Source organism: Flavobacterium segetis (genome assembly GCF_900129575.1).
Taxonomy (GTDB): Bacteria; Bacteroidota; Bacteroidia; order Flavobacteriales; family Flavobacteriaceae; genus Flavobacterium; species Flavobacterium segetis.
Map to the genome: position 1 here is coordinate 257,696 of NZ_FQWE01000006.1, position 24,970 is coordinate 282,665.

A 24,970-nucleotide genomic window follows, 5' to 3' on the forward strand; every position below is an offset into this window, starting at 1 on the left:
TAAAGTTATATAAAGTCATTTACGCACAAAGATTAAATTTGGTTTTAAAAAAATTAAATTATTTTTTAAAATGCTGATTTATAGTAAATTAAAATCAATGATTTATAATCATGTAAAAATAGAAAGTTATAGAATAGCCCCGATTGAAGCGGTATCCTTTTACACAGCTTCTAGTCTTTAAAAGGTTGGAAGCTTTATAAAAGATAAAGCGGAAAGCGGGACTACTAGTGAATATAAAAACAAATAACTGTGCTCCTAAGAAATAACAAAATAGTATAGAGCAAAAAAAAGCCTCACATTACTGTGAGGCTTTCTATATTCAAAAAAATTCAAGAAATTATTTTTTCTCTGATTTTTCCATTTTAGCTTTCAATGCTGCTAATACATCATTGTTATCTCCTAAGGTTGCAGCTGCTGCATTATTAGTAGATGAAGATGCAGAAGAAGTATTTTCAGTAGCTGCTTTCACATTTTTCTCTTCTTCTTCACGGAAGATTGCAGTGTGAGAGGCAACAACTCTTTTAAATTCTTTGTTGAATTCGATTACTTTGAAATCAGCAGTATCTCCTTTTTTCAATTTCTTTCCGTCTTCTTTTTCAAGGTGACGAGTTGGAATGAAAGCAACGATATCTTCTCCAAATTCTACAGTAGCTCCTTTGTCAACAATTTCAGAAATTTCACCGTTGTGGATAGTTCCTACAGCGAAAGAATCTTCATACTGATCCCAAGGATTAGCAGTAGTTTGTTTGTGACCTAAAGATAATTTACGTCCGTCAACATCTAATTCTAATACTACTACGTCAAGTTTCTCACCAACATTTACAAATTCAGATGGGTGTTTGATTTTCTTAGTCCAAGAAAGATCAGAAATGTAGATTAATCCATCAATTCCTTCTTCAAGTTCTACGAAAATACCAAAGTTTGTAAAGTTTCTAACGATACCTGTATGCTTAGAACCTACTGGGTATTTAGCAGTGATATCAGTCCAAGGATCTTGAGACAATTGTTTGATACCTAATGACATTTTACGGTCATCTCTATCTAAAGTTAAGATAACTGCTTCAACAACATCTCCTACTTTTACGAAATCTTGAGCAGAACGTAAATGAGTAGACCATGACATTTCAGAAACGTGGATCAAACCTTCAACACCTTCAGCAACTTCGATAAATGCACCGTAATCAGCGATTACAACTACTTTACCTTTTACCTTGTCTCCAATTGCTAATTTAGCATCAAGAGCATCCCAAGGGTGAGCGTTTAATTGTTTCAATCCTAATTGAATTCTTGTTTTCTCATCATCGAAATCAAGGATTACAACGTTTAATTTTTGATCTAATTCCAGCACTTCAGATGGGTGGTTGATTCTAGACCAAGAAAGGTCAGTAATGTGAATCAATCCATCAACTCCACCTAAGTCAATAAAGACACCGTAAGAAGTAATGTTTTTAACAACACCCTCTAATACTTGACCTTTTTGTAATTGACCAATGATTTCCTTTTTCTGAATTTCGATATCCGCTTCAATAAGCGCTTTATGCGAAACAACAACGTTTTTGAATTCGTGGTTGATTTTCACAACTTTAAATTCCATCATTTTGTTAACGTAAACATCATAATCTCTAATTGGTTTAACATCAATTTGAGATCCTGGTAAAAACGCTTCAATTCCGAAAACGTCAACGATCATACCACCTTTAGTTCTGCATTTTACAAAACCATTAACGATTTCTCCTGTTTCGTTAGCCGAAATAACTCTATCCCAAGATTTGATAGTACGCGCTTTTCTGTGAGATAAAACTAATTGACCAGTTTTGTCTTCACGAATGTCGATTAATACTTCAACAGTATCACCTACTTTTAAGTTTGGGTTGTAACGGAATTCATTCAATGAAATAACACCTTCCGATTTTGCGTTGATATCAACAATTACGTCTCTATCTGTGATTCTAACAACTGTTCCATCTACCACTTCTTCCTGATCAGTAGCGATAAAAGTTTTTGAAACTAATTCTTCGAATTCTAATAAGTTTTTCTCATCAACAGCATCAATACCTTCTTCGAAATTGTGCCAGTTAAAATTTGCTAAAAACTCTTCTTGTGATTTTACTTGTTCAGACATGCTGATTAAAAATTTGTATTCTGTATTCTCTCGAGTTTCTTAATGTGTTAGAAAACAGCAGAAGTTGTTTGTATAATTAATTGAGACCTAGAGGAAACTCTTACTCACCAAAAGGTTTGCAAAAGTAACACATTTATGTCAAACAACAAAACTTTATAATCAGGATAATTCATTGATTATTAGGAGCACAACTTTTAATATTTTTTTACAAATTTTCACCCGCTTTACGCTATATCTTTTTTATAGCTTCCAGCCTTCAAAAGGCTGGAAGCTATAAAAAAGGATGCCACTTCAATCGGGGCTAAATTACATTAATTCGTTTTTTTGAGAATCGTAAAGTGCAATTATTACTATAAATTTTTATGCGTTTTAGATTCTATCCAAATCAGTAACGACTTAAATTCTTTAACGCTAAGAAGTAATATTAATTAATTGATTTACTGGAGACTAAACAACTTTTAGTAGTTTAAAAAAAATATTGTTCTTCTTTTCATCAATTGTTTTTAAAGCTTCCAATCTTTGCAGTGCTGCAAGCTCTGTAATCATTGATTATGAGCAAGAATTGGAAACATTATTTTATAAAGCAAAAAAGCCCGCTGAATTGTAAAAATTTATCGGGCTTATTATTTATTGAAGAAGTTTTAATGACTTACATTTTCTAAAGCTTTTGGATCATGTTTGTGTTTAAACAAAATAGCAAATGCAATTGCAATAACTAAAGCATAGGCCGCAAAAGCAAGCCAAATCGTATGCCAATCTTTCATTAGAACTACTTTGCTAAACAAACCATTACTACTTATTGTATTTCCTTGACTTGTTATAAATTCAATCATTTTTGAATTTGTTGCTTGCGTTTCTAAAAAATCGGCTAATGCTGATGTATTATTAAAGGATTTTGTAAAGAATTTATCAATTGCCCATCCTGATGTAAAACTTCCTAAAACTGCTCCAAAACCATTTGTCATCATCATAAATAGACCTTGAGCTGATGATCGATTTTTAGGATCCGTGTTAGTCTCCACAAATAATGATCCTGAAATATTAAAGAAATCAAACGCCATTCCATATACCACACAAGACATAATAATCATCCATAAACCTGTGGTTGGGTTGCCATAAGCAAATAATCCAAAACGTAGTACCCAAGCTAACATACTAATCAACATAACTTGTTTGATTCCAAAGCGTTTCAAAAAGAATGGAATAGCAAGAATAAATAAAGTCTCTGAAACTTGTGAAATGGACATGATAATTGTTGAATATGTAACCACAAATGAGTCGGCGTATTTAGGGAAGTGCTTAAATTCATCTAAAAACACATCACCATACGCATTGGTTAATTGCAATGCGCCTCCTAAAAACATAGAAAATATAAAGAACAAGGCCATTTTATAATCAGCAAACAATTTAAATGATTCTAAACCTAATGTTTCCATTAAAGAGGCATTCTCTTTTGACAAGCGCTGCGGTTTACATTCTGGTAAGGTAAAAGCATAAATTCCCAGCAACAAAGCAGCTAATCCTGCAATGTAGAATTGATATTCAGTCGCTTTATTTCCTGTTAAATTAGTGATCCACATCGCCACTATAAAACCTATTGTCCCCCAAACCCGAATAGGAGGAAAACTTTTGATAACATCTTTGTTATTTAATTTAAGCGCGGTGTACGAAATAGAATTACTTAAAGCAATCGTTGGCATGTAAAAACACATTGCTAAAAGCATTATGTAAATAAAATTTTCTGGTGTGGTAACCTGCGGAATATAAAATAAAACTCCCGCATATAAAAGATGCAAAATTCCATATAGTTTTTCGGCATTTATCCATCTATCGGCCATGATTCCCGTAAGTGTTGGCATGAATAACGAGGCAATTCCCATTGTTCCAAACACTAATCCAAATTGTGTTCCATCCCAATTTTTAGTACCAAACCAATAATTTGCAATTGTAATCAACCAAGCTCCCCAAACAAAAAATTGTAGAAAACTCATTATGATTAATCTATTTTTAATACCCATGTGTTAATTTGTTTTTATTTTAAAAAATAACAGGTCGTAAATCTACTATTTAAAATGAGATCTGCAAATAATTATAACGATTTAGTATGTTCATTTACTAAATCTAAAACCAGTTCAAATTGCTCTTTTCTACTTATGTACGAATTGTCAATTTCAACAGCATCATTTGCCATAACAAGTGGAGAATCTTTACGATGTGAATCAATATAATCACGTTCTTCAACATTTTCTAATACTTCTTCAAATGTTATGCTATCTCCTTTTGCAATTAATTCGTCATAACGCCTTTGAGCTCTAGTTGCCGGACTAGCTGTCATGAAAATTTTGAGCTCTGCGTCTGGGAAAACAACGGTTCCTATATCCCTGCCATCCATCACAATTCCTTTATCCTTTCCCATTTCTTGTTGCTGCTCGACTAACTTGCTTCTAACCTCTGAAATTTCGGCAACTTTACTAACAAAATGAGAAACTTCTATTTTCCGAATTTCATTTTCAACATTTTCATCGTTCAAGTACATCTCTGCGTGACCTAAGGCATCGTTGTATTTAAAAACCAATTTTATAAATGGCAAACTATTAATTAGAGTTTCCTTATCAAAAAAATTAGCAGCAATATAACCGTTTTGCATTGCAAATAATGTTACTGCTCGATACATAGCTCCAGTATCTACAAATACATATCCTAAATGGTTTGCGAGTTGTTTTGCTAAAGTGCTTTTTCCAGTGGATGAAAAGCCGTCAATTGCGATAGTAATTTTTTTTTCCAAAATATTTAATTAAAATTTTATAATGCCTAATTATTGAAAGTTTACGGTCAAGCCAAAAAGGCTTGTATTTCCTGCTAAAGTGTACCTCGAATAGGAATAATTAAATTTAAGTTTGTTCATTTTGAGTCCAAATCCGAGTGAAATTCCAGAAAAATTGCGTTGTTCTTCAATACGCAACTCTTCAGCTCTTCTAAAATTATATCCTATCCGTAAATTTATAGCTTTTCTAGGAAAAAGCTCTACTCCCATTACTACATGTCTTAAGGCGTTATTAAAAAAAGATACTTTTTCATTAATAGAATCTCCCGAAAAGGAAGATTGCGCTCTATTTGGATTTGAAAAACTAATGTTCCATTGTTGTATATTTTCTAAAGTTAGATGCCAGCGAATAGGAACATTTTCTAGTTCTTGAGAAACTCCTACAATTATTTCTAGCGGTAATTTTTCATTTATACCATTATAGGTAGAAAACTGAGTTCCGATGTTACGTATTGCCAAAGCCCAATTAACATCATTTCTCTCGTCAATATACAAAGCACCAATATCGAAGGCTCCACCAAAAGAGTTATAGGATTCTAAAGTTGAAGAAATGAGTTTTGCAGAAGCTCCAATATGAAGGTCTGTAAAAGGAACATTGTAGGAGTAGCCTAGATTTACGGCTATTTCGCTTCCTGTAAACGAGGACGTAGCTAAACCATTTTCATCATAACCTTCAAAATTGCCGTAATTAACATAGTTCACTCCAGCTTGAAAAGTTTGAAGATGACGGTCATAAGTATAAGCGTATGACGCGGTTCCATAAGTCACTTCACCAAAATAACTTCCGTAGTTGAGTGCTAAATGATTATCCATGTCTGCATTGATAGTAGCCGGATTAAAATGTGCTTGATTGACATCATCATCGTAAATAGTGATTACTTTTCCACCTAAAGCTGCTTGTCTTGGTGAGGTAACTAAGTTCAAAAACTGATAGGTGTACTTTCCTCCTATTTGTCCTTGAGAAACAGCACAAACCATAAAAAATGAGAAAAATAGAAATTTTTTAAACATATAGTAAATGACATGTTGCAAGAAAAACGCAGTTGCGAAGATAAAATTATAATTTTAAAATTAATCAAAAAACAAATTCCAAATTCCAATTCTTATTTTACAAGTTTTGGTATTTGGAATTCAAAAATTTTAAATCTTATTATCTAAAGCTCTTTAGCATTTTTCACTTTCTGATCGGTTAAAGCAAATTTTAAAACATCGCTCATTTCCTTTACATAATGAAAAGTAAGTCCTTCTAAATATTCAGGTTTTATTTCTTCAATATCACTCTGATTTTGTTGACATAAAATAATTTCTTTTATGTTTGCTCGCTTTGCAGCTAGAATTTTTTCTTTAATTCCACCCACTGGCAAAACTTTTCCACGCAACGTAATTTCACCAGTCATTGCTAAATTATTTTTAACTCTTTTTTGCGTAAATAATGAAACTAGTGATGTTAACATCGCAATTCCAGCACTTGGACCATCTTTTGGAGTAGCACCTTCAGGAACGTGTAAATGGATATTGTATTTCGAAATAATATCTGAATCTAATCCTAATAACTTAGTATTTGCCTTTATATATTCTAACGCAATTGTTGCACTTTCTTTCATTACAGTTCCTAAGTTTCCTGTAATAGTCATTATTCCTTTTCCTGGAGAAAGTAAAGACTCAATAAAAAGAATATCACCACCTACTGATGTCCACGCCAGTCCAGTTACCACACCAGCAACATCATTACTTTCATATTTATCTCTACCTAATCTTGGGGCGCCTAATACTTTAATAATGTCTTCGTCCGTAACTTTCTTATTATAGTCTTCTTCCATAGCAACTGACTTAGCTGCATTTCGAATTACTTGAGCAATTTTAGCTTCTAAGCCACGAACTCCAGATTCCCTTGTATAACCCTCAACTATTTTTTCTAATTGTTTTTTTCCAATTGTCAAATGCTTAGACGTCATTCCGTGTTCTTTTAATTGACGAGGAAATAAATGCTGACGTGCAATTTCTACTTTTTCTTCAATTGTGTAACCAGACATTCTAATTATTTCCATTCGGTCTTGCAAAGCTGGCTGAATCGCTGCCATATTATTAGAAGTAGCAATAAACATGACTTTTGATAAGTCATAACCCATTTCTAAAAAGTTATCATAGAAAGAATTGTTCTGTTCTGGATCTAAAACTTCTAATAATGCCGAAGATGGATCCCCATTGTGGCTGTTCGATAGCTTATCGATTTCATCTAAGACAAAAACAGGATTTGAAGTTCCCGCTTTTTTTAAACTCTGGATTATTCTTCCTGGCATTGCGCCAATATACGTTTTTCTATGACCTCTAATTTCAGATTCATCACGCAATCCACCAAGTGAAATACGCACATATTCTCTTCCTAAAGCTTCTGCAATCGAACGACCAATAGAAGTTTTACCAACACCTGGAGGTCCAGTCAAACAAATAATAGGTGATTTCATATCATTTCGCAATTTCAAAACTGCTAGATGTTCAATCATTCTTTTCTTTACCTCCTCTAAACCGAAATGATCTTTATCAAGAATTTTTTGTGCACGTTTTAAATCAAAATTATCTTTAGAATATTCATTCCAAGGTAATTCTAAAAAAAGCTCTAAATAATTGCGTTGAATTCCAAAATCCGGCGCTTGTGGATTCATGCGACGCATTTTAGATAGCTCTTTCTCAAAATGCTTCTTCGTTTTCTCGTCCCATTTCTTTTTCAAAGACTTTTGCAACATTTCATCCATTTCCTCTTCTTGGGAAACACCACCAAGTTCTTCCTGAATAGTTTTCATTTGCTGCTGCAAAAAGTATTCCCGTTGTTGCTGGTCTAAATCAAACCTAACTTTAGACTGAATATCATTTTTTAATTCGAGTTTTTGTAACTCAATATTCATATAACGCAAGGTCTCTAATGCTCTTTCTTTTAGCTCGTTAATAGCAAGCAAATCTTGTTTTTCTTTAACTGATAAATTCATGTTTGAAGTAACAAAATTGATCAGGAAAGATTGACTTTCAATATTTTTTATTGCAAAAGTTGCTTCGCTAGGAATATTTGGACTTTCCTTTATTATTTGGATCGCAAGTTCTTTTACTGAATCAAGAATTGCAACAAATTCAGTATCATTTTTTTTAGGTCTTTTTTCAGCAACCTCTTTAATTTTAGCGGTTATATAGGGCGTTTCTTCAATAACAGTCTCAATTTCGAAACGCTTTTTACCTTGAAGAATTACAGTAATGTTACCGTCAGGCATTTTAAGAACTCGAAGAATTCGTGCTACAGTTCCTATATTATGAATATCTTTTTTAGTTGGGTCTTCCTCCTCCTCATTAATCTGCGCTACAACACCAATATTTTTTCCAGCAGCGTTCGCATCATTTATCAGCTTTATAGATTTATCACGTCCAGCAGTAATTGGTATTACAACTCCCGGGAATAATACCATATTTCGTAGTGGTAGAATTGAAAGAACTTCTGGTAATTCTTCATTATTCATTTCCTCCTCATCTTCAGGAGTCAAAAGTGGAATTAAATCTGCTTCTGAATCAAATTCTTGAAGTGACAGATTGTCAATAGTAAGTATTTTATGATTTGACATATATTATTTTAAGTCTTTTTGTCATTAAAAATTATCGATTATAGAGCAAATATAAGGTTTCAAAGTAATTTTTTGCTATAAATACATTCTTTGAAAACGAATAATTACTAATCACCTGAAGGTTCAATCATTGTGCCAAGATGCGATTTAATTAACTATTGAAAGTAATGATTTAGAGAGTTTTTAAAAAAGAAGCTACACAATTAAAAGCTTAAAGATTTTATCACTAAAATAAATAAAGTTTAATTTTATAAACTGTAACAAATGAAATATTAATAAGTCTTTACTATAAATTATTAACAACCGCTTGAGTCTAAAACAACTTAATACCGACGAATTGATTTTACTCTGTAAGAAGAAAAATCAGAGAGCACAAGGCGAAATTTATACTCGCTACGCAAAATCAATGTATAATGTTTCATTCAGAATAGTGAAAGATGTACATTTTGCAGAGGATATTATGCAAGAAGGGTTTTTAAAAGCATTTACTAAAATTGATGATTTTAAACAAGAAGTCGCTTTTGGCGCTTGGTTAAAGAGAATAATTGTAAACTGTAGCATTGATTTTTATAAAAAAAACAATCAATTTAAACCTGAAGATTTTGAAGCTACACTTTATAAAATAGAGGAAACTGTTGTTGATCTATCTGAAACCAATTCATTTAATGAACTAAAAGTAAAACAAGTTTTAAAAACAATCGATTCACTAAAGTATAATTATAGAATGGTACTGACGTTGTTTTACATTGAAGGTTATGACTCAGAAGAAATCAGTGAAATTTTAAATATTAGCTGCGCTAATTGTCGAACAACACTAAGCAGGGCAAAAGAATGGTTAAGAAAAAAATTAAAGGAAATATGAAAAAGGAAAATGAAAAATTAGACGGTTTATTTGAAAAGTTTAATCAGCAATGGGATATTGAAGAAATTAGAGAGAATCATAAACAACGATTTTTGAATAAATTAAACGGTACGAAATCAATTCGCACATATCTTTTACCCCTAACAATCGCGGCTTCAATTGTACTTTTTCTGGGACTTTCTCTGTTTTATAACAATGATGATAAAAAAAATGAATTGCAATTTGCATCGAGAGAAACAAAGCAAACTGATTCAATTTTTACAATTATAATCAATAGAGAATTAGAAAAATTAAAAGATAAAAGATCACCCGAAAACAAAAAAATAATTACTGACGCATTAATACAAATGAAAGTGTTAGATCAGGATTATGAAAAAATTATTAAAGAACTAGAAACAAATGGTGAAAATAAACAGATAATTTATGCCATGCTAAATAACCTTCAAACAAGGATCTCCTTTTTACAAACAGTTCTAAAACATATTGAAAAAAATGAACAATCATTACAATTTCCAAATGAAACAACATTATAGATCATTATTTATATTACTTTTGATTCCATTTTTAGGATTTTCAATAGAAAATGATTTTAATTACACGAAACAAAAAAACATTAGTAAAGCCTACATAGTCAATTCAGATGCGACTCTTGCTGTAGAGAATTCGTACGGCACAATTTCAGTTACAACTTGGAATGAGGATAAAATAGAACTGGACATTACTATAAAAGTTAGTGGAGATAATGAAAAGTGGGTCAACCAAAGAATTAATGATATTGACATAGATATCAATGCTTTAAAAGCTATCATATCTGCAAAAACAATTTTAGGTAATTCAGGTTATCAAAATCAAGGTAGAAATAATAGTTTTGAAATAAACTATAATCTTAAAATTCCAAAAAATGGAAGTGTTAAACTTACTAATAAATACGGCAATATAATAACGACCGATCTCTTTGCCAACGTAGATATTAATTGCAAATATGGGAAAATAATTTTAGGAAAATTATGGAATCAAAGTACTATTCAAATAGATTACTGCTCTAATTCTGTTATTAATTATGTGAAAAACGGAACGCTAAATGCAAAATATTCCAATTTAAAAATAATGGAAGTAGATAAGCTCGATTTAGTATCTGATTACACTGATATAGAAATTGATGATTGTAATGTTCTTAAATATGAAAGCAAATATGGAAAAATAAAAGTCAAAAATATTAAAACTTTGGACGCATCCGGAAATTATTTAACCATTCGTTTAGGAGAAGTTTTTGAAAATTTAAAACTAAATACAAAATATAGCTCTCTCAAGATTGACTCAATCAATGAACGCGCAAATAAAATTTCTATTGTTTCTGGATATACTGGAATTGCAATAGGATTTGATGCTAATTTCGCTTTTGATTTTAGTATTTCTTTGAAATATGCTAATTTTAAATATGGAAATGAATTAGATTTCTATACGAAAGAAGAGATTTCTAATTCAAAAAAATATACGGGGTTTTACAAGAAAAAAGATAATAATAATTTAACCATAATTTCAGATTATGGGAGTATAACATTAACCAAAAATCAATAATCAACAATCATTAATCAAAAATCTAATTTATTATGAAAAAATCTATAGTATTACTTATAATGTGCGCGCTATTAATGCCAACATTAATGCAGGCGCAATGGTCGTCTAATCAAAAAATAAGAGGCAACGGCAACTTCATATCAGAAAATAGAATTACAAGTTCCTACGAAAAAATTGCTATTGCTGGTTTTTTTGATGTCGAATTAGTTTCGGGTAAAGAAGGTAATATAATTGTAAAAGGAGAGGAAAATCTACTACCATTTATTAAAATTGAAGTTGTAGATCAAGTTTTAAAAATCTCAATTGAAAAAAATAAATACATTAGCGTAAGTAAAAGAAAAGGAATTGTAATTATTGTTCCGTTTGAAGCTATCAATCAAGTTACGCTCTCTGGATCAGGCGATATAATTGGGAAAAATAAAATTAAATCAAAAAACTTTTCTATTACATTAAAAGGTTCTGGAGATGTAGATTTAGAAATTGAAGCAACTAATGTGGATGTAAACTTAACGGGTTCTGGAGATATAGATTTATCAGGAAATACGGAGAATATAAATAGTGATTTAAACGGTTCAGGTGACATTGATGCTACTAAGCTAAAAGCACTTAATGCTAATGTAACAGTTTCTGGATCGGGAGATAACGCAGTAAACTGTTCTGAAAGTTTTTATGGAAGAGTTACAGGTTCTGGAGAAATTAAGTATGCAGGAGAACCAAAGAAAAAAGATTCTAAAGTGACTGGATCTGGAAGTATAAAAAAATATTAAAAAAAATTTTAGATTTTTCAAAAAAGCTGTTTTACTGCTGTAGAACAGCTTTTTTTGGAATTCTATTTAAAAGAATTACTGCTATGATAAAAAATAAAGCTAACGATGCTATTCCAAATCTTGGACTTCCAGTAACTTGGTCAATTATTCCATAAACCATCATTCCTATTACAATTCCAATTTTCTCTGCTACATCATAAAAACTAAAAAACGAGGCAGTATCATCAGTTTCAGGTAAAAGTTTAGAATAAGTAGAGCGAGATAATGATTGAATTCCACCCATTACAAGACCTACTAAACTTGCCATAACATAAAATTCAAGTGGTTTAGTGATAAAAAATGCTCCAGCACAAAGTATAATCCAAAAGCTATTTATAAAAATTAAGGTGGGGATGTTTCCAAATTTTGCCGACGCTCTTGATGTTAGATAAGCACCTAAAACCGCAACTAATTGTATCAGTAATATACAAACAATCAGTCCAATAGTGCTTTGTTCCTTAGATGACCAAGAAATTTCTTGAGCACCAAAATAAGTAGCGACGAGCATTGCAGTTTGTACAGCCATACTAGAGACAAAAAAACTTCCTAAGTAACGCTTTAAAGGAATGTTCGCTTGCAGCAAAGCCCACACTTTTTTTAATTCTGCAAAACCGTTAAAAATCACATGGTAGGTTACTTTACTTTCTGATTTTTTATTGCCTTTAGGTAAATAATAATAGGAATATTGACTAAAGAGAATCCACCAGACTCCCACCATTACAAATGAATATCGCATAGCTTTCATGGCTGCTTCTCCATCTGAACCTGAAATACCAAAAATTTTTGGTTTCATTATCATTGCAAGGTTAATAATCAATAGTAGTATACTCCCAATGTATCCCATAGAATAACCTTTCGCACTGATTTTATCTTGCTGCTCTACAAATGCTATATCAGGTAAATACGAATTGTAAAAAACTAAGCTTCCCCAATAACCGATTAATCCAAAAAAATAAAAAAACAATCCAGTATAGATATTTTCGAGGTTAAACCAGTATAAAGCCATACATGACAATGCACCCAAGTAACAGAAAAATTTCATAAATGACTTTTTGTTACCAACGTAATCTGCAATTCCTGACAGCAAAGGAGATAAAATTGATACAAGCATGAAAGCTGCAGCAGTTACAAAACTGATTAATGCAGAATTTTTTAAATTAAAACCCAAAATAGAAATGTAATGACTTCGATCTGAAAACAAAGCTTCATAAAAAATTGGGAATACTGCTGAAGCAATTGTAAGGGTATAAACAGAGTTTGCCCAATCGTAAAAAGCCCATGCGTTTAATAGTTTTTTACTCCCCTTAGGTAAATCTGCCATAAGTAATTTTTTGTGATGCGAATTTATTTAAATTATTTTGAATACTTACAATTTTTTGTAAGCCAAAAGTCAATATTATTAGAAATAATTATAAAATTTATGAAGTAAAAAATAACATAGAAAACTGTTAAAATAAAAAAAGGACTATTTCTCAACGAAATAGTCCTCTTTTAATTCAAAAAGCAAATTTTTATTTAAGTATCCCAACTTTAGCAGCCATTGCCTTAGCCTCTGGAATTAATGCTTTTAAATTGGCGATTCTTGTAGCATCAGATGGGTGTGTACTCATAAATTCTGGTGGTGCCTGTCCCGAAGATTGTGCTGCCATTCTTGACCAAAAAGTGATTGATTCCTCTGGATTATATCCTGCAATAGCCATCAATGTTAAGCCAATTTTATCTGCTTCCGTTTCATGACCTCTGCTAAAAGGCAACATTACTCCTACTTGAGAGCCCACTCCATAAGCTTGATTCCATATTTGTTGAGTCTCAGCGCTCTTACCGCTAGTTGCAACCGCTACTCCTACTGCACCTAATTGTTGTAATTGACCGGCACTCATACGTTGTGCCCCGTGATTTGCTAGAGCATGAGAAACTTCATGACCCATTACGGTTGCTAAACCTGCATCCGTTTTTGTTATTGGTAAAATTCCTGAGTATACCACTATTTTACCACCTGGCATACACCAGGCATTAACTTCTTTGCTGTCGATCAACTTATATTCCCATCGATAATCTTTCAAGTATTGAGATTGACCCAGATAAGTTAAATACTTTTCAGCTGCAGCTTTAATTTTTAAACCAATAGATTCTACTTTTCTTGCATCAGCTGTTCCAGTAATGACTTTATTCTCTTTCAAAAAAGTTCCATATTGCTGAAATGCTGATGGAAATAATTCACTGTTGGAAACAAAGTTTAAAGTTTTTTTCCCAGTGATAGGATTTGTTGCGCACGAGAACACTAAACCTAGTGCGCATATTCCTAATACTATTTGTTTTTTCATGATATTTATTTTATTAGCTGATAAAGGTAAACGTTTTAAAAACTTCTATTCTTACATAATTTGAGATAAATACTAAAACTTTACCGTTAATATCCTATAATATGTAATGCTGTAAAATCTTTATTTACCAGCAAATATTTTTCGTTTTCGAACGATTCTTTGTCAAATTCAATTGCTACATTATCAATTTCTATTCTTTGTATTTCAAATGGTAAACCTATAAGATTCATTCTATATTTTGAATAATTAGTATCATATTTACCATCTTTATGCAACTGTATAAATAGTTCTTTTTCTTTTCCTGTTACTTTAAATGATAGAAAACTATAGCGCCCTTTTTTATAATCATAACCATCTTGCGCATCTTCATAAACGACTGACTTTTCTTTACCCTCCTTAAAATATAAATCTAAAGTTAACTCATCAAATTCTAATTCACCTACGTATTGCTGAACAGGATATTTAGGTATAATCGATCCCGCTTTTATAAAAATTGGAATTTCATCAAATTTAGTGTCTACCCAAATTTCTTTACCTCCTTTAATTGCCTCATTTGTCCAGTAATTATACCATTCACCTCTTGGCAAATACATTCTTCTTCCTAAAGAATTTGGTTCTAAAATAGGACAAACTAAAATTTGATTTCCAAAAATAAATTCATCATTTCTATAATGGGTTTGAATATCTTCTTGATCATAATAAACCAATGGTTTCAACATAGGAATACCTTGTTCTATGTACTGCCAAAACATTGTATATAAGTAAGGTAGTAATTGATAACGTAGATTGACAAATTTTCTAGTAATATTAATTACTTCATCATCAAATGCCCATGGTTCCTGATCTCCATGATCTCCAGAAGAGTGCGTTCGACAAAATGGGTGAAAAACGCCTAATTGAATCCAGCGCGCATATAATTCGCCGGAAGGCTGCTCGGCAAAACCTCCAATATCTGATCCAGTAAAGCCCATTCCTGAAATAGACATGCGTTGCATTTGGATATTTGCAATCCACAAATGTTCCCACGTGGCAATATTATCTCCTGTCCATGAAGATGTATATCGCTGTGCTCCTGCGTATGCTGATCTTGTAATAACAAAAGGTCTTTTAGGATAAGCAAAACGCTTTACGCCATGGTAAGTTGCTCGAGCCATTTGAGTTCCATAAATATTATGTGCTTTTCTATGACTGCATGGATTTCCATCATAATCATGACGTACATCCATTGGGAAGGTTTTATTAGGAACTTCCATCACAGCGGGTTCATTCATGTCATTCCACACTCCTTTTACGCCAATATCTGATATTAACTCTTTAAATAAACCAGCCCACCATTCCCTAACTGCAGGATTTGTATAGTCGGGAAAATTACATTCACCAGGCCATACTTTTCCTTTCATATAAGGTCCATCAGCTCGCTTGCAGAAGTAATCTTTCTCTAAAGCCTCTTTATAAATTGAGTATTCTTTATCAATTTTTATCCCCGGATCAATAATAACGACAGTTTTAAAACCATCCTCGGCTAATTCAGCCACCATTCTTTTTGGATCTGGAAAATATTCTTTATTCCAAGTAAAGCAGCGGAATCCATCCATATAATCGATATCTAAATACAACGCATCACATGGGATTTTAAGTTCTCGAAATTTAGCTGCAACTTCTTTTAAATTACTTTCTGGATAATAACTCCATTTACACTGATGATATCCTAATGCCCAGAGTGGCGGTAGCTCTGGCTTACCAGTTAGGTCAGTGTAAGTGGTTACTACATCTTCCATCTGAGGACCGTAAATAAAATAATAGTTCATTTCGCCACCCTCAGCCCAATAACTAGTTACGTTACGTCTTTCATGGCAAAAGTCAAAGTAAGTACGAAAAGTATTGTCAAAGAATATTCCGTAAGATTTTTTATTGTGTAAGCCTATATAAAAAGGGACCACTTTGTATAATGGCTCTTGATCTTTTTGAAATGCATATTGATCTGTTGCAAAATTTTCTAGTCTTTTTCCTTTCAAATTAAGTTGAGTTGCTTTGTCACCAAGTCCGTAAAAACATTCACCTTCTTTTGAGGATTTACTCATTTTTACAATATTTCCACCAAACTCGTAACTTTCTTCCCAGTGAAAGCCTAATTCATCTTCAAGAATAATGTTATTATCTAGATCATAGATAGAAAGTCTCATGTCAATCTTTTGGATTTTACATTTAACTTTACTTGTAACGATTTGATAACAATCATCTTGTTCAGTGACATCTAAAAAATTATAACCGTGACTGTGACTTTTATCAATAGCATAAGAGAAATCATTGCTAAAATAGCCTTTTGTGGTAAATCTAAATCGTATTAAACTATCTCTAAGAACGGTAACTTTGAGAATTACGCTTTTATCAGTGTAAAAACTTATGGAATCTACATCATGTTCGAATGATACTATTTTTGTGGGATATAAATCTCCTTTATATTCTAATTCGGTTTTTGTAATCATTTTTTATGATGTTATTTTATAGACATTTTTGGAATTCAAAAATACAAAAATACTTCGTAGACAATGCTTTGAGAACTAAGTATTAACGAAAACGTTATAGCTTTTAAGTACTTATTTTTTTAAATTTTTCTACTTTACTTTCAAACTTAATTAACTTTCAATCTATTGAAGTATGGCATTCAAGCCATTTGATTATCCAGTTGTAACTCGGTGTTTAATCACAAGAGAGGAAGATATTTATCAATAAACATATGTGAATTATTCGCTATGACTTTTATTCCCACAATTACTTGATTCTAAAAACACTAACACTTAAAGGGGCTAAAATCATTTCAATAGAATAATCTCTACCGTCATAAGGAACAGCTTCCACTATCATTTTCTTAGAGTTTGAAACACCGCTTCCGCCATAAAATATTGCATCTGTATTAAAAATTTCAATTAGTTTTCCTTTACGAGGTATTCCTATTCTATAATTTTCTCGAACAACTTGTGTAAAATTACAAACTACAATGACGTCCTCCTTGACATTAATTCCCTTTCTAATAAAAGCTATTACGGCATTTTGATGGTCAGAATAATTAATCCATTCAAAACCTTCAGCACTAAATTGTTTTTCATATAATGCAGGTTGGTTTTTATATAGATAATTTAAATCAGTAATCAATTTTTTTATACCATTATGTGCGGGATATTTCAGTAAATGCCAATCTAAACTTTCTTCAAAGTTCCATTCTTTTGTCTGTCCAAACTCACATCCCATAAACAGTAATTTCGTTCCAGGATGCATGAACATGTATCCATACAATAATCTTAAGTTCGCAAACTTCTGCCATTCATCGCCCGGCATTCTATCGACAATTGATTTTTTACCATACACAACTTCGTCATGAGATAGCGGTAACATGAAATTTTCTGAAAACATATAAGTCATCGAAAAAGTCAAATCATTTTGATGGTATTTTCGGTAGACAGTTTCTTTCTGAAAATATTCTAATGTATCGTGCATCCAGCCCATCATCCATTTCATTCCAAAACCTAGACCTCCAATAGATGTCGGCCGCGAAACCAATGGGAAAGAAGTGCTTTCTTCGGCAATTGTTTGCACTCCTTCAAAATTAGAATATACGGCTTCGTTAAATTCCTTTAGAAAGCTTATCGTATCAAGATTTTCTCTACCTCCATATATATTTGGTTCCCATTCTCCTTCATTTCTACTATAATCTAAATACAGCATAGATGCAACAGCATCAACACGCAAAGCATCGGCATGATAATAATCCAACCAAAATAGTGCATTGCTTATTAAGAACGACCTAACTTCATTGCGACCATAATTAAAAACCAGACTTTTCCAGTCCGGATGATAACCTTTCCTGCGATCAGGATGTTCGAATAAATTTGAGCCATCGAAAAATCCTAAACCATGCGCATCATCTGGAAAATGAGAAGGAACCCAATCGAGAATTACCCCTATGTTAGCGCCGTGAAGTTTGTCAACTAAAAACATAAATTCTTGTGGATTGCCAAATCGAGAGGTAGGTGCAAAATAACCCACTAACTGATAACCCCAAGAAGGATCATAAGGATATTCCATAATAGGCATAAACTCAACATGCGTAAACCCAGTTTCTTTTATGTAATTTACTAAATCTTCTGCGTATTCTAAATATGTTAAAAATTTATTTCCTTCAATATGTCGCTTCCAAGATCCTAAATGCACCTCATAAACGGAGAAAGGTTTATTAAGTCCATTAAAGTCTTGACGCGTTTTCATCCATTTACTATCCTTCCATTGATAATCTAAACCCCAAACGACTGAAGCTGTATGAGGCGGTTTTTCACAGTAAAACGCGAAAGGATCAGCTTTTTCAGTAATTATTCCGCCATTATTGGATTGAATATTATATTTATAAGTCGATCCTTTTGTAACATCTGGAATAAAACCTTCCCATATTCCTGAAGAATCCCAGCGAACTTCTAATTGATGCTCACCAAAAGTCCAAAAATTAAAGTCGCCAACTACAGAAACAGATTTCGCAGTTGGTGCCCAAACAGCAAAATAAACACCGTCAACTCCGTCAACAGATATTATATGAGCACCCAGTTTTTCGTAAAGGCGGAAATGCTTTCCTGATTTAAATAAATCAATATCAAAATCAGTAAAAAGTGAGTGCGAGATTACAGTAGCCATATAAAAATTGTATTATTCAAATATTGTAAAAACAACTAGAATATTATTCAAAGAAAATTAATTAAAATCTATTTTATGATGTAATTATCCGGAATTACAGCTCCTTTTTTGATAACTACAATTCCATCTTTTATCGCATACAATTCATTTGAAAAATCTTCTAAATGATTTCCTCCGTTGATATAAACATCATTACCTATTCTACAGTTTTTATCAATTAGAGCATTATTGATAAAGCAACGCTCGCCGATTCCTACTAATTGTTTTCGATTTCTAAGATCCTCATTCATGTCATCAATATTTTGGTAGTAATCATTGCCCATAACATAGCAATTTTGGATTATTGTTCCATCACCTATTCTTGAACGAATACCAATTACGGATCGATTTATTTCTTTAGCATTCAAGATACACCCTTCAGATATTAGCGATTTATCAACCGTTGTTTTTTGGAATTTAGAAGGTGGTAATAATCGTGGTCTAGTAAAGATTTTATTTTCATTATCAAATAGATTAAACTTTGGTAAATCCTCTGTAAGTCCAATATTAGCCTCAAAAAACGAATCTATGTTACCAATATCTGTCCAATATCCTTCGTATTGATAACTCAATATCTTTTTATTTCCTACGGCTTGTGGAATAATTTCTTTACCAAAATCCTTAGTTTCTTTATCCGACATAATATCGATCAACAATTTTTTGTTGAAGATATAAATTCCCATTGAAGCTAAATAATGTTTGCCTTCACTTTTCATTTGGTCGCTAACATCTGACTCCCAATCTGGTAATAATTCCTTGGCAGGTTTTTCGATAAATGATTCAATATAGCTTTCTGAATTGGTTTTTAAAATTCCAAATTCAGGAGCATCTTTAGCGTTTACAGGCAATGTAGCAATAGAAATATCCGCCTCATTTTTAATATGCTCTTCTAACATGTCGTTAAAGTCCATTTGATATAATTGATCACCACTAAGAATCAATGCGTAATCAAAATCGTGATTTAGAAAGTGTGGCATACATTGCCTAACCGCGTCGGCAGTGCCTTGAAACCACGTTGGATTGTCAGGAGTTTGCTCTGCAGCGAGAATATCTACAAAAGCATGACTAAAAATACTAAAGTTGTACGTATTCTTTATGTGCGCATTTAATGAAGCTGAATTAAATTGTGTCAAAACAAACATGCGATAAATATCTGAATTCATACAATTTGAGATTGGAATATCAACTAAACGATATTTTCCTCCTATCGGTACTGCTGGTTTTGATCTTGTTTCTGTTAATGGATATAATCTAGATCCTTGTCCACCACCAAGGATAATTGCAATTACATTTTTCTTTTTAGCTTTCATTTTTGTTGATTATTAATTTATACATTTCTATATATTTTTGGCAAACACGCTCCCATGAATGGTCAATATTCATTCCTCTTAATCTAATAGTATTTAACTGTTTTTTGTCATCATATAAAGCAAAAGCTCGCTGAATAGAATAACAAATATCCCCCACGCTAGCTTGATCATGGCAAATTCCATTACCATCATCTCCAAAATCAATTACGGTATCTTTTAAACCTCCCGTTCTCCTAACAATTGGGATAGTTCCATAACGTAAAGAATACATTTGATTCAATCCACAGGGCTCTACTCGTGACGGCATTAATAAAAAATCAGAACCTGCATAGATCAAATGTGCTAGCTCTTCATTATACCCTATAAACGTATTATAATTACCTTTATAATCTTGCAACAAACTATTTAATTGCTTTTCTATGGCAGTATTTCCAGAACCTAAAATTAAAATATTAATTTGCTGATAATTTTCTGATAATGCTATTGCCGCAGCTTGAGGTAATAAATCACCTCCTTTTTCTTCTAATAATCGACCAATAAAACTGAATAAAGGCTTTGTAGGGTCTAGATTAAAAAGATTACATAATTTTTCTTTATTCTCTTGTTTGCCAATTTCATAATTTATAATAGAGTAGTTTTTTTCAAGCATACCATCTGTCGCCGGATCCCAAACTTCAATATCAATTCCATTCAATATTCCTTTAGATTTATATCTTACCATATTGAATAAAGATTCTAATCCATTAGCTGAATAATTGATTTCATTTAAATAATTAGGTGAAACTGTGGTAACAGCCCACGCACATTTAACAGCCACAGCCAAAGAATTAATACAATTGTCCCATTCCAAGACTTTGACATGAGCCAAGTCAAACTCTGGTAAATAATACAGTTTATCAAAACCAAACCGTCCTTGATACAATCCATTATGAATTGTTATGATTGATGGAGTATTAATGAGTTTCTGATATTTATGACAGTATAGCATCATAAAAGGAATTAATCCAGTTTGATGATCATGACAATTTATTACATCTGGAATATTTTCTCGATTTATTATCCAATCTAATGTCGCAATTTGAAAAGCTATAAATCGCTCGATATCATCTTGATAGCCGTAAACTTCTTTCCTGTCAAATAATTCATTAATTTCAACTAAATACAATTCAAATCCTAGTATGTTGTTGACTTCTTTTAGAATATTAAAAGGAAAATTAAAGTTCCCTAATTTAATATGGCCCCAGTGAACACATTCAAACTCATTATCTCTTTTGAATTTTGTATCATAGCATGGAACTACTACTCGAGCTAGATGACCTGCTTTATTTTGGTATTTAGGTAACGCCCCAACTACATCTGCTAAACCACCCACTTTGGCAACGGGATAGCATTCTGCACTGATATGAAAAATTTCCATTTATAAATTATAGTTTTAGTTTAGAATCTATTTAAGCTGTTTAAGCAAACGATAAAAATTTCACAATCTCGAAAGGCCTGAAAGAACCGTCACAAAAAAATTGTACTTTTATGTTTTTCTAAATTTAGCAAAAAATAATTAAAGTAAATACATACAAGAAAATTTATTATAATGACAAAAAAATCTTCAATACATACCCAATCACTAGAAATTCCGAAAATTATTATAATAACTAGTAAATTAATCTCTTTTATTTCAACAAAATTACTAACTCTATTTACTGCTAAATTATTTACTACTCCATTTAAACACAAGATTCCTAAAAGAGAATTAGGAATGGATCAAAAAAGTTTTCAAAAATTGATCCATATTCCAGTGATAAATAAGCAAATTAATATGTACAAATATGGCAAAAGCGACAAGAAAATTTTGCTAGTTCATGGTTGGTCAGGTCGAGGTACACAATTGTATAAAATAGCCGATGAGCTACTAGGCATTGGATATTCAACTATAAGCTTTGATGCGCCTGGGCATGGAAAATCACCAGGAAACAGAAGTATTATGACTGATTTTATTTCGATAATTTTAGAAATTAATAAGCAAGAAGGCCCGTTTGAAGTTGCAATTGGTCATTCTCTCGGAGGAATGTCAGTTTTAAATGCGATAAAACAAGGTTTAAAAGTAAATCAAGCGGTTGTAATAGGAAGCGGAGATATAGTAGAGGATATAATAGATGATTTTGTAGCAAAATTAAAACTTAATCCAAATATAAGCACACAATTGAGATTGCACTTTGAGAAAAAATATGGCGAAAAAATGAATAATTATTCAGCTTATTTAGCAGCAGCAGAAACAATTATACCTGTTCTAGTAATTCACGATAAAAATGATTTTGAAGTTCCAGTAAAAGCGGGAATTAATATTCACAAACATTTGAAAAATGGAGAATTATTACTCACCGAAGGTTTGGGACATCGTAAAATACTAGGAAATGATGACGTTTTAGAAAAGATAATTCAATTCATAAAACTAAAATCATAAACTCAACATTATAATTACTTAATACATTAGAATAATAAATTTTAAACTTAAACAATGAAATATCCAATAGAAAAATCAGAAGAGCAATGGAAAATAGAATTAGGAGAGGAACGTTATCGAATTCTTAGAAAAAAAGGAACTGAGTATCCTCACACAGGTAAGTACAACCTAAATTTTGAAAAAGGAACATACTGTTGTGGTGCTTGTGGTGAAAACTTGTTTGAAAGCAATACTAAATTTGATGCGCATTGTGGATGGCCTTCATTTGATGAGTCAATTCCGGGCAAAGTAGAATATATTTCGGATGTTACTCTTGGCATGAAACGTACTGAAATTTTATGTGCCAATTGTGGAAGTCATTTAGGCCACGTTTTTGATGATGGACCCACAAAAACAGGTCAACGATATTGCGTAAACTCTTTATCCGTAGATTTTAAAGAAGAATAAAGTAATAATAAAAAGGGGTAAAAAGAACTAATCTTTTTACCCCTTTTTCATAAATCTATTTTAAATTAAGAAAGAAACGAAGGTTTTAAACCCGGTTTCACTCTTTTTTTAGAGGCTTGTTCATACGCAAATCCAAAACCTATTAACTCACCTTCACTGTACGGCTTCCCGAAAAAAGAAAAACCTACCGGAAGATCGTAAACCTGTCCGCATGGAATTGTTATATGCGGATAACCGCTCATAGCTGCCGGTGATGTTAGTGAATAGCTACCCCATTTATCACCGTAAATTACATCAATACTGCACGCTGGTCCCATCGTAATTCCACAAATAGCATCTAACTTATTCTCTTGAAAAACAGCATCTAAAATACTTTTACTTCCTTCAAAACTTGCTGTTAATGATTCGATATATTTTTTATCATCAAGGCCTTGTCTATCATTAGCGTTTTCTAAGATTTCTTGTTTGCAGTAAGGCATTGCTTTATCTTCATTGTTCTTATTAAATTCAATCACCTCTTTCAAGGTTTTAACTTTGGCAGTACTATTAGAAAGATACTTATTTACTCCATCTTTAAATTCATAGTGTAACACATCAGATTCTGATTGACCTAATGCATTTATTTTTTCAATATAGTCAATCTCTACTACAGTTGCACCTTGTTTTTTTAATAGATCTAGAGCGGCATCTAACAAATTATTAATATTGATATCATTACCTTGCGGCTTTTTTTCAATTCCAATTCTTTTTCCTTTTAAAGCATTTAAATCTAAAAACCCAGTGTAATCCTTTTTTGCTTTACCTGCACTTTCGAGAGTTACTTCATCATTAGTATCGACTGCAGCAATTGCACTTAATAATATTGCTGCGTCCGTAACAGTCCGTGTCATAGGACCAGCAGTATCTTGTGTTTTTGATATTGGTATAATTCCAGAACGACTAACTAAACCAACCGTTGGCTTAATACCGACGATTCCATTCACTGAAGCTGGACAAACAATAGAACCATCTGTTTCTGTGCCTATTGCTACTACGCAAAGATTAGCAGACACAGCAACGCCAGAACCGGCACTAGAACCACAAGGATTATGATCTAAAATATAAGGATTTTTTGATTGTCCACCTCTACTACTCCATCCAGAAGAAGATTGAGTTGATCGAAAATTTGCCCATTCGCTTAAATTTGCTTTACCAATTATTACGGCTCCAGCCTCTCTCAATTTTTTAACCACAAATGCATCATTTTTGGCAATATTACCAACCATCGCCAGAGATCCTGCAGTGGTTTGCATTTTATCAGCAGTATCTATATTATCTTTTATAACCACCGGAATTCCATGTAAAGGACCTCTACTTTTACCTAATTTAAGCTCTTTATCCATCATAGTTGCTATTGCAACCGCATCAGGATTCACCTCAATAATGGAGTTTAACTTCGCCCCATTCTGATCTATGGCTTTGATTCGTTCTAAATACATTTCAACCAGTTGTTTCGAAGTGTATTTCCCAGATGATAATTTTTCATTCAAACTACTAATGGTTTCTTCGTCTAATTCAAAGTCACTACCTGAATTTTCAACTAAGGCAGCACCTTCATTTTTAGTAGTGCTAGAATTACAACCGGTTATTAAAAGTGTAGTGATGCCTGCAGATGCCAGAGTTGCAGTGGTTAAAAAAGATCTTCTTTTCATAAATTAATTGTTTTAAAGTAATTATTTAAACAAATGTTTATCTAAAGTAATTTTTATTTACTAATAATTGAATATTATTTGACAAAACGAATGTTAAAATTTTGAAGGGAAGAATTTAAACGATGGAATTTAAAATGGAGCATTATTAAAGTCATTAAAAAACTCAAAAATAGATAAAATTATTTTATGCTAAATATTAAAAAATTAGAAATGAAAATAATATG

The 24,970-nt window shown here is 32.1% G+C and carries 18 protein-coding genes; 6 read left to right on the plus strand and 12 right to left on the minus strand.

What is annotated here, in order from left to right:
- Nucleotides 1-337 precede the first annotated feature (337 nt).
- The 5 genes from rpsA to lon form a co-directional block, all read right to left on the minus strand.
- Nucleotides 338-2,122, minus strand: coding sequence for a 30S ribosomal protein S1 (rpsA, locus tag BUA99_RS10725; protein WP_072991997.1), 1,785 nt, complete (start codon nucleotides 2,120-2,122; stop codon nucleotides 338-340).
- 641 nt (nucleotides 2,123-2,763) lie between these two features.
- Nucleotides 2,764-4,140 (minus strand): nucleoside permease, encoded by a 1,377-nt coding sequence (locus BUA99_RS10730; RefSeq protein ID WP_072992000.1) that lies wholly within the window; start codon nucleotides 4,138-4,140, stop codon nucleotides 2,764-2,766.
- A 71-nt stretch (nucleotides 4,141-4,211) separates the two neighbouring features.
- Nucleotides 4,212-4,907, minus strand: coding sequence for a (d)CMP kinase (gene cmk, locus BUA99_RS10735; RefSeq protein WP_072992003.1), 696 nt, complete (start codon nucleotides 4,905-4,907; stop codon nucleotides 4,212-4,214).
- A 30-nt stretch (nucleotides 4,908-4,937) separates the two neighbouring features.
- Entirely contained in the window at nucleotides 4,938-5,957 is a 1,020-nt protein-coding gene (gene porQ, locus BUA99_RS10740) for a type IX secretion system protein PorQ (protein WP_072992006.1), read from the minus strand.
- Nucleotides 5,958-6,100: 143 nt separating this feature from the next.
- Nucleotides 6,101-8,551: an endopeptidase La gene (gene lon / locus BUA99_RS10745; RefSeq protein WP_072992009.1), complete on the minus strand. Its 2,451-nt coding sequence runs from the start codon at nucleotides 8,549-8,551 to the stop codon at nucleotides 6,101-6,103.
- Between the two features lie 307 nt (nucleotides 8,552-8,858).
- On the opposite strand from lon, the gene BUA99_RS10750 reads away from it, so the two are divergent.
- From BUA99_RS10750 to BUA99_RS10765, 4 genes are read left to right on the plus strand one after another with little or no spacing between them, the layout of a single operon-like run.
- Complete coding sequence (locus tag BUA99_RS10750; RefSeq protein WP_072992012.1) at nucleotides 8,859-9,413, plus strand: RNA polymerase sigma factor; 555 nt, start codon at nucleotides 8,859-8,861, stop codon at nucleotides 9,411-9,413.
- Nucleotides 9,410-9,946, plus strand: a complete 537-nt coding sequence (locus BUA99_RS10755) for an anti-sigma factor (RefSeq protein WP_072992135.1) — start codon at nucleotides 9,410-9,412, stop codon at nucleotides 9,944-9,946. Before BUA99_RS10750 ends, BUA99_RS10755 begins: the two co-directional genes overlap by 4 nt.
- A complete protein-coding gene (locus tag BUA99_RS10760) occupies nucleotides 9,930-10,991 on the plus strand; it encodes a hypothetical protein (protein ID WP_072992137.1) in 1,062 nt (353 codons plus the stop codon). The genes BUA99_RS10755 and BUA99_RS10760 overlap by 17 nt, the downstream gene beginning before the upstream one ends.
- Nucleotides 10,992-11,023: 32 nt before the next feature.
- On the plus strand, nucleotides 11,024-11,758 hold the full coding sequence (locus BUA99_RS10765) for a head GIN domain-containing protein (protein ID WP_072992015.1): 735 nt from the start codon (nucleotides 11,024-11,026) through the stop codon (nucleotides 11,756-11,758).
- 31 nt (nucleotides 11,759-11,789) lie between these two features.
- Here the strand turns inward: BUA99_RS10765 and BUA99_RS10770 are convergent, their stop codons facing one another.
- From BUA99_RS10770 to BUA99_RS10795, 6 genes are all read right to left on the minus strand, one after another.
- The gene (locus BUA99_RS10770; protein ID WP_072992017.1) at nucleotides 11,790-13,118 is read right to left on the minus strand and encodes an MFS transporter; all 1,329 of its coding nucleotides are present in this window, start codon (nucleotides 13,116-13,118) and stop codon (nucleotides 11,790-11,792) included.
- A gap of 190 nt (nucleotides 13,119-13,308) precedes the next feature.
- On the minus strand, nucleotides 13,309-14,121 hold the full coding sequence (locus BUA99_RS10775) for a M48 family metallopeptidase (RefSeq protein ID WP_072992019.1): 813 nt from the start codon (nucleotides 14,119-14,121) through the stop codon (nucleotides 13,309-13,311).
- Between the two features lie 86 nt (nucleotides 14,122-14,207).
- Nucleotides 14,208-16,607, minus strand: a complete 2,400-nt coding sequence (locus BUA99_RS10780) for a glycoside hydrolase family 31 protein (protein ID WP_072992022.1) — start codon at nucleotides 16,605-16,607, stop codon at nucleotides 14,208-14,210.
- A gap of 286 nt (nucleotides 16,608-16,893) precedes the next feature.
- Nucleotides 16,894-18,801: a 1,4-alpha-glucan branching protein GlgB gene (gene glgB / locus BUA99_RS10785; RefSeq protein WP_072992025.1), complete on the minus strand. Its 1,908-nt coding sequence runs from the start codon at nucleotides 18,799-18,801 to the stop codon at nucleotides 16,894-16,896.
- 68 nt (nucleotides 18,802-18,869) lie between these two features.
- On the minus strand, nucleotides 18,870-20,150 hold the full coding sequence (locus tag BUA99_RS10790; protein ID WP_072992027.1) for a glucose-1-phosphate adenylyltransferase: 1,281 nt from the start codon (nucleotides 20,148-20,150) through the stop codon (nucleotides 18,870-18,872).
- Nucleotides 20,140-21,567 carry a glycogen synthase gene (locus BUA99_RS10795; protein ID WP_072992030.1) on the minus strand — a complete coding sequence of 476 codons (1,428 nt, stop codon included), beginning with the start codon at nucleotides 21,565-21,567 and terminating at the stop codon, nucleotides 20,140-20,142. The genes BUA99_RS10790 and BUA99_RS10795 overlap by 11 nt, the downstream gene beginning before the upstream one ends.
- A gap of 171 nt (nucleotides 21,568-21,738) precedes the next feature.
- Here BUA99_RS10795 and BUA99_RS10800 point away from each other — a divergent pair, with 171 nt between their 5' ends.
- Together BUA99_RS10800 and msrB are read left to right on the plus strand one after the other, a co-directional pair.
- Nucleotides 21,739-22,608 carry an alpha/beta hydrolase gene (locus BUA99_RS10800; protein ID WP_072992032.1) on the plus strand — a complete coding sequence of 290 codons (870 nt, stop codon included), beginning with the start codon at nucleotides 21,739-21,741 and terminating at the stop codon, nucleotides 22,606-22,608.
- A 54-nt stretch (nucleotides 22,609-22,662) separates the two neighbouring features.
- Nucleotides 22,663-23,055 (plus strand): peptide-methionine (R)-S-oxide reductase MsrB, encoded by a 393-nt coding sequence (gene msrB / locus BUA99_RS10805; protein WP_072992034.1) that lies wholly within the window; start codon nucleotides 22,663-22,665, stop codon nucleotides 23,053-23,055.
- Between the two features lie 65 nt (nucleotides 23,056-23,120).
- On the opposite strand, the gene BUA99_RS10810 is transcribed toward msrB, so the two are convergent.
- Nucleotides 23,121-24,746, minus strand: coding sequence for an amidase (locus BUA99_RS10810; protein ID WP_072992037.1), 1,626 nt, complete (start codon nucleotides 24,744-24,746; stop codon nucleotides 23,121-23,123).
- Nucleotides 24,747-24,970 lie beyond the last annotated feature (224 nt).

What these genes read in the sequence shown, in the direction of transcription:
- rpsA (WP_072991997.1), bottom strand. Translation starts at nt 2,122, where the DNA reads ATGTCTGAACAAGTAAAATCACAAGAAGAGTTTTTAGCAAATTTTAAC.
- BUA99_RS10730 (WP_072992000.1), bottom strand. Translation starts at nt 4,140, where the DNA reads ATGGGTATTAAAAATAGATTAATCATAATGAGTTTTCTACAATTTTTT.
- porQ (WP_072992006.1), bottom strand. Translation starts at nt 5,957, where the DNA reads ATGTTTAAAAAATTTCTATTTTTCTCATTTTTTATGGTTTGTGCTGTT.
- lon (WP_072992009.1), bottom strand. Translation starts at nt 8,551, where the DNA reads ATGTCAAATCATAAAATACTTACTATTGACAATCTGTCACTTCAAGAA.
- BUA99_RS10755 (WP_072992135.1), top strand. Translation starts at nt 9,410, where the DNA reads ATGAAAAAGGAAAATGAAAAATTAGACGGTTTATTTGAAAAGTTTAAT.
- BUA99_RS10760 (WP_072992137.1), top strand. Translation starts at nt 9,930, where the DNA reads ATGAAACAACATTATAGATCATTATTTATATTACTTTTGATTCCATTT.
- BUA99_RS10765 (WP_072992015.1), top strand. Translation starts at nt 11,024, where the DNA reads ATGAAAAAATCTATAGTATTACTTATAATGTGCGCGCTATTAATGCCA.
- BUA99_RS10770 (WP_072992017.1), bottom strand. Translation starts at nt 13,118, where the DNA reads ATGGCAGATTTACCTAAGGGGAGTAAAAAACTATTAAACGCATGGGCT.
- BUA99_RS10775 (WP_072992019.1), bottom strand. Translation starts at nt 14,121, where the DNA reads ATGAAAAAACAAATAGTATTAGGAATATGCGCACTAGGTTTAGTGTTC.
- BUA99_RS10780 (WP_072992022.1), bottom strand. Translation starts at nt 16,607, where the DNA reads ATGATTACAAAAACCGAATTAGAATATAAAGGAGATTTATATCCCACA.
- glgB (WP_072992025.1), bottom strand. Translation starts at nt 18,801, where the DNA reads ATGGCTACTGTAATCTCGCACTCACTTTTTACTGATTTTGATATTGAT.
- BUA99_RS10790 (WP_072992027.1), bottom strand. Translation starts at nt 20,150, where the DNA reads ATGAAAGCTAAAAAGAAAAATGTAATTGCAATTATCCTTGGTGGTGGA.
- BUA99_RS10795 (WP_072992030.1), bottom strand. Translation starts at nt 21,567, where the DNA reads ATGGAAATTTTTCATATCAGTGCAGAATGCTATCCCGTTGCCAAAGTG.
- BUA99_RS10800 (WP_072992032.1), top strand. Translation starts at nt 21,739, where the DNA reads ATGACAAAAAAATCTTCAATACATACCCAATCACTAGAAATTCCGAAA.
- msrB (WP_072992034.1), top strand. Translation starts at nt 22,663, where the DNA reads ATGAAATATCCAATAGAAAAATCAGAAGAGCAATGGAAAATAGAATTA.
- BUA99_RS10810 (WP_072992037.1), bottom strand. Translation starts at nt 24,746, where the DNA reads ATGAAAAGAAGATCTTTTTTAACCACTGCAACTCTGGCATCTGCAGGC.